We start from the raw sequence: 7132 nt of genomic DNA, 5'->3' as shown, positions 1-7132 counted from the left end.
TTTGAGTTTTAATTGAAAACTGAGAACTCAACACTGAGAACTATTCCGGGGAGTGGGGAGTGGGGGGAGATCCTAAAATTGCTAATTGTTGATAGTGCTTTTTTCTCTACCATTAGCCATTCCTAAAAAGATAACTAGCAACTTATGTTAATTAGTCCTACTAAAATCCGGTGCGGGACTTTTGACTTGGTAAGTATTTAACCTATGATTGAGTTCCCGAATCCGGCGGGAAAGCAAGCGGATAATATTAATCGCAATTCCTGGTGTTTCATCAATTGCGTCGTAAAGTTGTAACTGAGTTAATACCAGACAATTGCAGCTTTCCCTAGTAGTAACTGACGCGGAACGAGGTTCGGCATCAAATAAAGACATCTCACCAAAACATTGTCCCGGATTGAGATCAGCTAAAATGCGATGCCTCTGGCTGCCGTTGCGATCGCACTCCCCATCTCCATTGCGATCGCTTCCCTCCCCAGAGGCATCGCCAATATGAACCCGTACCAAACCAGATACAATAATATAAAGCGATCGCCCTTCTTCCCCTTGGGTAACGATAGTGTGGTTGGCGGGGAAAGATAGCTCATCCATCACAGAGGCGACGCGAACCAAAAAATCGTCCCGCAATTCTTGGAAAATTGGGACACCCCTGACAAATAATAGACGCTCAACACTGGTTAACATGGCTTACGGATTTGCTACTCGCTATTGAGGCCCAGTTGCTGGGTGAGAAACTGTATCCTAAAAGTGATACAGAACTGTGCAAGTCTTGTTTGTTTGAGTGGAAAATTTAAGTTTACCAAACAATAACCATTCAGAATGCTCTTCAGATACTTCAAGCATAGGTACTCTTGTGGAAGGGCGAAAGATTTGGATATACGGTAAGGGTTTTAGGCTATTTATTTAGCGGCTGCTTATTGAAATGAGCGAACCTAGCGTGGCAGCAGCGCTTGACATTCCCCGAACAGTTATCCAGGTGGAAGATACTGAAGTCCTTGGGTGGAAGGGATTAGGCCTGAAACTGCCAGAATGACTCGACAGGCGTAACATTAAATTGCACATCGCGTTTATTATTTATAGAAATATACATGATTTCACATGGACAATTTCCTGGAGCGCAAAATCTCCCAACGCTTTCGCACCTACGACGAGAATGGCAACGGCTTTATTGAGCGGATCGACTTCGAGATGTCGGTCGCGCGTCTGGCTGAAGAATTCGGCCACGAATCTGAATCTCCTGCCCGACAACGGCTCCTCGATCTTAGCTTAGGCCTTTGGGAACACTTGCTTCAAGTCGCCGATACAAACACCGACGGGCGCATCAGCGAGAGTGAGTATAAAGCAGCATTCGCGTCGGGACTACTAGAAAGCGCCGAAACGTTTGACCAGGGCTACGTGCCTTTCCTTTGTGCCATTATGGATATCGCTGACGAGGATGGCGACGGGAAGCTCTCTGTGACTGATGAGATCCGCTGGACTGGTGCTATGATGCACCTATCCGAGGAAGATGCCCGCGAGGGATTCCGCCGCCTTGATCTGGACGAGGATGGATTCATCACTACCCATGAACTCCTCGAAGCCATCCGCGCTTATTACTTTGACAACTCGCCCGATTCTCCCGGCTACTGGCTGCTAGGTCCCCTCAAACCATAAATGTCCCATTAGGCGGTTAGGAGATCCAAAAAGCTAGAACTAAGTCACAGCAGGCATTTCAGTTTTGATTTTTGAATGCCTGACTTTTGACTTTTGCTATAGTTTCTAAACCGCCTTTTGTCTATTCCCCCGCTTCAATCACAAATTCCAAGGATTGACTGTGAGTACTGCCAAACTTTAACTGCGTACCCGATTTTAATGGCACTTCCTGATGGTGGATTCTCTCCCAACCATCGGGGAGTAAAATATGAGTGCCGTTGCGAGAAAAATCCCGCAGAAAGTAAGTAGGTTCCCTTCCTTCCTCACTCAAAACATCACGGCAGATAATTTCCGCGTGTTTGTAACTCACCCACATTTCTTGCTCCATCACCAAGTCATTTTCTTGACTTCTTCCTACCCGCATTAGCCCACCCCAAATCCGCCAAACCTTATCGCTTGATGCGACTGAACGCAAATAAGCAACTGGCACAGGGGGACCATCCCAGTTAGTTTGAAAGCTGGGGAGTTCGGTAATTACCTGTTCAAAGGGTGCAATTAACTCTCCATTAAACTCTGGATGGACGTACAAAACTGGCAATGTCCAAGCAGGTTGGTTAAATTTATATAGGGTCAAAAGTTGCTGTCTGGCGATTGCCACAGCTTGGTCGATTGGCATCCTTTCTGCCAGAGATTGAGCTAGACTTTTAATGAAACTAAGGGATTCTCGATCCGCAATTGAGTCTCGCATCCCTAAAACTGCTGGAACCCCATGGTGGATTAACACCTCAGCCAAGCTACTACGGGGAATAGTTCGTCCTGCCTCTTGGTCAGGTTGAGCGCCCCAACAGGCATTGAATACTGCTAATGTTACTTGAGTTCTTACTAAAACTTGAGCAAGTTCAGTTCCATTGATGGTAGCTTCTGAGTTTAAAAATAATAAGCCGCCATCGGGTCCTGGTTCGCCATGACCCGCATAAAAGACAATATTGTAAAAACCCTTTTCTAAAGCATCAATAAGTTCCGCTCTTGTCGGTTGTAGTAATTTATTCACATGGCAAGGAACAGAAGTCAGCTTTCCTTGCCCGGATGCTTTAAAGACTTCCTCAAGTGCCGCAGCTTCTTGTTCTAGCTGTAACCCAACAGCTAAACGGTTAGAACGATAGGCATCCTGTCCCAATACTAGTAACACATTGAGTACCTGTTGGTTGTTACTTCTGAGTTGGAGAGAGTCAACATTACTAGTCGTGCGACTAAATAGCAGTTGTGGTGATAGAGATACCGCAGGCTTACCCGCCATTTCTTGCATGATTTCCCAAGGAAGTGGGATGAAATCGGGATGACGAATTTCCAATCGCAAACGGAGCGGTTTATTTTGCCCTCTGGCAACACCGCGACTTTCCGCCAACGCCGTTTGAGTTGAACCTGCAAACAGCCACTGCCACAGCTCAACCCCCAAGCGCTGCATCATACGCCCCCCGTAGCTAATTGTGGGATCTGGAAGTGTGATGTCAGAATCAGGGGGTAAAGTCGGATTTGTTTTCGGTGCGTAATGGATTAAGGGTACGTGGGGCAAATCTCCCAGGGAAAACATTTGCTGCCACGCCAGCCACGTCTGAGTCAGACTTTCAGGCCATATTGAGTCATGATGAACATAGCCATCAGGATAAGGGGCTTCAATTACCCAAATGGCAAAGTTATCCGCCTCAGAGGAGGAGAGACGGGCAATAGCTAAACTGAGGCAAGGATTTTCAGGTGGCAACATTAAACGCCCACAATTAGAGCAACAATAATCTGTTTTGTTATAAGACAATAGCCTGAAAACCCTGGACTAAAGTCACGGGGATGAAAGGCAATGGCAGGATTTATCCTGCTATGATATCCTTAACAAGTCAGTATAAGACATAAAAACCTACCCCCGGACTGGAGGAAAGTATACGACCGAGGAGCTAGTTGTAAGACTAGGATAGCAGACCGCCTTTAAGGTAGAAGGATTGCGCCCGGGAACCTGATAAATCAGGATATTAAGGCTGCGAAGTCTTAAGAATCCCCGTGTCTGGTAACTGAGCTTGCCGAAGTTTAGACCGGGGAGTGTCAATTAGTCTACCGAATCTTGGACTTTCTTTGCTTGCTTGGCTTCTCTACCCACACTTCCCCTTACGCGCTAAGTGTGGGTAGAGAAGCCCAACTAAGCTGTTAAGCGGCTAAATTGAATAATGAAGACAGGGAGTAGGGAGTAGGGAGTAGGGAGTAGGGAAAGATTTGAGCCAATGTGACTCTTTTTCAGAATATACAATTTAACTGCGCAGCAGCTTACTTACCCGAACACTCACTTATTTGCTCAGTTGTCGATTGGAAATTTGGCTCAACTAACACATCTGCTGCTTTCACCCAACCAACATCTCCTTTTTTCACCAGTTTTTCCCTGGGAATTGGTCGTTCAACCTCAACATTTTCATTCCCAATCGAGCAAACTCTCAACAATGCCCACTCTTGTTCTTGATGCTTTTTACTCCCAATAACTTGTAAAATACTACCTCTAGGTACTAGTCCTACTTTTAATAGTTTTCCTGGTTCTTTAACAAGGGAAATATCTTTACTATGAGATTTAATTAATTCCTTCAATTCTATCAGCTTTGGTACATCTAAACCTGAAACTGATGTTGGAGTTATTTCTGGAGCTGATGGACTAGTTTCTGGTATACTTTCAGGTTGGGATCGAGTTATTTCTGGATCGGATACATTATCTGGTGAAGTGTTGATACTGGCTAGATCTCCCCTGCCAATAAGACGAGCAACTAGATCGATTCCGCCAAATCTGATCGCAGCGATTACTCCACCTAACCCAAAAAATAAAACCATGACAAATAATAACCACCACGGACGATTATTGTTCCTCTCAGTGGCTATTTGCGGCATTTTGCTTATGGCAGTCTTCGCCGGATTTGCCAATATAGGTGGAATCAATTCTAGCTGAGGAGGCGAAAGTTCAGTCTGTCCACTTTCTGGATATGGTGTCACTTCACAATAAACCAGGGCAACGGTAGCATTATCATGTCCATTTTGGGTGTTAGCAATATCAATCAATCTTGCCGCTGCTGTGGGCAAATCGGTCCCACCTTCGAGAATAGGGATAATTTCTTTTTGCCAGTATTGATCCACTCTATCGTAGTCACTTAATCCATCAGAGCAAAGTAGAAAAATACAACTTTCATCAATAACAAACCGCTGTACAGTTGGGTGTAATGTTGCCGATGATGATATCCCCAATGCTTGTACCAAAGAACCGGAGGCTCTGTGTTGTAGTGCATTTCGGTAAAGAGAATATCCTAATCTCACTTCACGGGATGCCAAATCATCATCTTGAGTAACTTGGTGACATCCCTGTTTCGTCACCCAGTAAACTCGACTATCTCCCACATGAGTAATGTACATTTCATGGGAAAAGGTTTTAGCCATAACCAGTGTTGTACCCATCCGCTGTCTATCGGATCTGTTTTCCCGATCGTTTTGATCGCTAATCGCATCATTAGCGGCACAAGTTGCCTCTTCTAATTCAATATTTATACTTTCTGGATGCCATTTTTCTAGCGATTCTGACAGGGTTTCTAATCTCTGGTAGAGAGTATTAATTGCTAAAGGGGATGCAATTTCACCTCCTGGATGCCCACCAATACCATCGCAGACTATGGCTAAAGTATTAGTATCTGTTTCTGAAATGATTAACTCGCCACTGGGCGGATAGCAGGCATCTTCATTATGATCCCGACTTGGCCCAGAATCTGTAGCTGTAACAATTTTATAGGTACGTTTTTGGGATCTAGCACAGTCGGATAGTCCTCGATCCAATATTGTCACTAACTGGTCTGATGTGGTAATTTGTTTTTGGGTTAGCTGGGTACAAATTTCCTGGAAATATCTTTTGATCTCAGGAGATGTCCCATCGATTAGAGTTAACCATAACTGACCGAGTTGTTGTAGAGTTGGTGGGGTTTTGCGGTCGATTTTTAACTCCAACAAGCGGAGGAGGGAACCTTCTACTCGCAAGAAGGAAGTTTCCATCAAGCTACTAGCAACACCTTGATCTAGAAGTGGTTGCCATAGATTTGCCCACTGCCATAACCAGTTAAGTTGGCGCACGGCAGAGGTATTTTGCCAAATACTTGTTAATTCAGAAAATAGCTTTCCTTCATCCTCCCCCGCCTCACTTCCCCGAATTGGTACGTCTTCTAAGAGCCAGATTTCTGAGTTACGGCGTTTTTCTGTCACCTTCAGCCGCCCGTAAACTTGAGGAATATGCAACCGATGGGGAGAAAGCTTTAGATAGGGCAGAAATTCTGGAGGGACTTCTTCAGGTGTGTCTGGTGATACAGCGGGGGTAGTATCTAAAAGAATCCGTTCACCCACTAGCAGGTAGCGATCCGCAATCGCATCTCCCAGTTTATAAGGATCTATCCCCGATCCCATCGCCCACAGGTAACGTTTAATCAAGGGCGTACCACAGCGATAACAGAATTTATCACTCTGGTGATTAGGCTCCTGACAGCTATGATTAGGGCATTGGAGGGTTCCCGCAGAATTTGCCATGAAACTTCGTCACTAAGTTCACCTAGGGATCGTTTTGGTACAACTCGCATTAGTGCAACTTGAATCGCCAAAACGATCCTACTGATTACAAATTTTAGCCTTTGACTGAAGGTTCTGCTAATTTACCGCCTAAGAAACTGGATTTTGGGTTTCTTGTTCTTCATCAGGCATAACACCACTGAGCTGGATCAGCCGAGGCCACACTAACAAGAAGTATATCCACCATAGCAGGATAGGCATGGATATCAGCGCCATTACCCAGATGGTTTTTGTCACCGCCCAGCTACCCGCGACGATCAAGCATCCTGTCAATAGGATAGACCAGGGCTGACACCACCAAGGCTTATAATTCCAAGGATTTAAAGGTTGTTGTCTAGACAAGATCTGATTTGTTCCTACAAATTTACTTTATATTCGTGACATTTGTCACAATGACTTCAATCGCACAACACTCGCGATCGTTCCGGAATCTACTTACTATAGGATGTAAGCTACCTTAACACGCATCCAAATTAATTATCTCACCTCCAGAAAACTTGGGATTAGGCGAAATGCTCCTGGTAACAGTTGCTTGTTCGTCCTTTCCTATTAGCTAAGTTCACTCGACTTCTCTTCTCCAAGCAACTTATTATGATGACTCCTCTAAATTGCGATATATCAATCGATCCATCATGTCAAGAGATTCATTCGCCTGTCACTTTAGAAATAGACGAAAAAATAGCCGAACTTCAGCAATCGCAAGAATTTATCTACCAAACGATTAACTTGGAGGTTTGGGCGCTAGTGGAAACTATGGATCGTTTTATGCCAGGATTTTGGAGTCGCTTTCTGGAAAATCGTCGTAAGTCGCTTAAGCAATTTATCAAGCAAAAGCGAGGGAATAGGGAATAGGGAGTGGGGAGTGGGGAGTGGGGAGTGG

6 protein-coding genes are annotated in these 7132 nt (G+C 44.9%); 2 read left to right on the top strand and 4 right to left on the bottom strand.

From position 1 onward, the window contains the following. Positions 1-147: 147 nt before the first annotated feature. Complete coding sequence (locus NJ959_RS23230) at positions 148-681, bottom strand: Crp/Fnr family transcriptional regulator (protein ID WP_254014122.1); 534 nt, start codon at positions 679-681, stop codon at positions 148-150. 414 nt (positions 682-1095) lie between these two features. Here NJ959_RS23230 and NJ959_RS23225 point away from each other — a divergent pair, with 414 nt between their 5' ends. After that, the gene (locus tag NJ959_RS23225) at positions 1096-1650 is read left to right on the top strand and encodes an EF-hand domain-containing protein (RefSeq protein ID WP_254014121.1); all 555 of its coding nucleotides are present in this window, start codon (positions 1096-1098) and stop codon (positions 1648-1650) included. A 121-nt stretch (positions 1651-1771) separates the two neighbouring features. Here the strand turns inward: NJ959_RS23225 and NJ959_RS23220 are convergent, their stop codons facing one another. The 3 genes from NJ959_RS23220 to NJ959_RS23210 all read right to left on the bottom strand — a co-directional run bounded on the left by NJ959_RS23220 (position 1772) and on the right by NJ959_RS23210 (position 6594). Continuing rightward, the gene (locus NJ959_RS23220) at positions 1772-3391 is read right to left on the bottom strand and encodes a CHAT domain-containing protein (RefSeq protein WP_254014120.1); all 1620 of its coding nucleotides are present in this window, start codon (positions 3389-3391) and stop codon (positions 1772-1774) included. A gap of 548 nt (positions 3392-3939) precedes the next feature. Then, positions 3940-6213 (bottom strand): PP2C family protein-serine/threonine phosphatase, encoded by a 2274-nt coding sequence (locus NJ959_RS23215; protein ID WP_254014119.1) that lies wholly within the window; start codon positions 6211-6213, stop codon positions 3940-3942. 129 nt (positions 6214-6342) lie between these two features. Beyond that, positions 6343-6594: a DUF6737 family protein gene (locus tag NJ959_RS23210; RefSeq protein ID WP_254014118.1), complete on the bottom strand. Its 252-nt coding sequence runs from the start codon at positions 6592-6594 to the stop codon at positions 6343-6345. 249 nt (positions 6595-6843) lie between these two features. On the opposite strand from NJ959_RS23210, the gene NJ959_RS23205 reads away from it, so the two are divergent. Further along, positions 6844-7104: a hypothetical protein gene (locus NJ959_RS23205; RefSeq protein WP_254014117.1), complete on the top strand. Its 261-nt coding sequence runs from the start codon at positions 6844-6846 to the stop codon at positions 7102-7104. The last annotated feature ends 28 nt before the right edge of the window (positions 7105-7132 follow it).

Source organism: Limnofasciculus baicalensis BBK-W-15, from assembly GCF_024178385.1.
Lineage (GTDB): Bacteria > Cyanobacteriota > Cyanobacteriia > Cyanobacteriales > Coleofasciculaceae > Limnofasciculus > Limnofasciculus baicalensis.
This window is presented reverse-complemented; position numbering and strand designations above follow the sequence as displayed.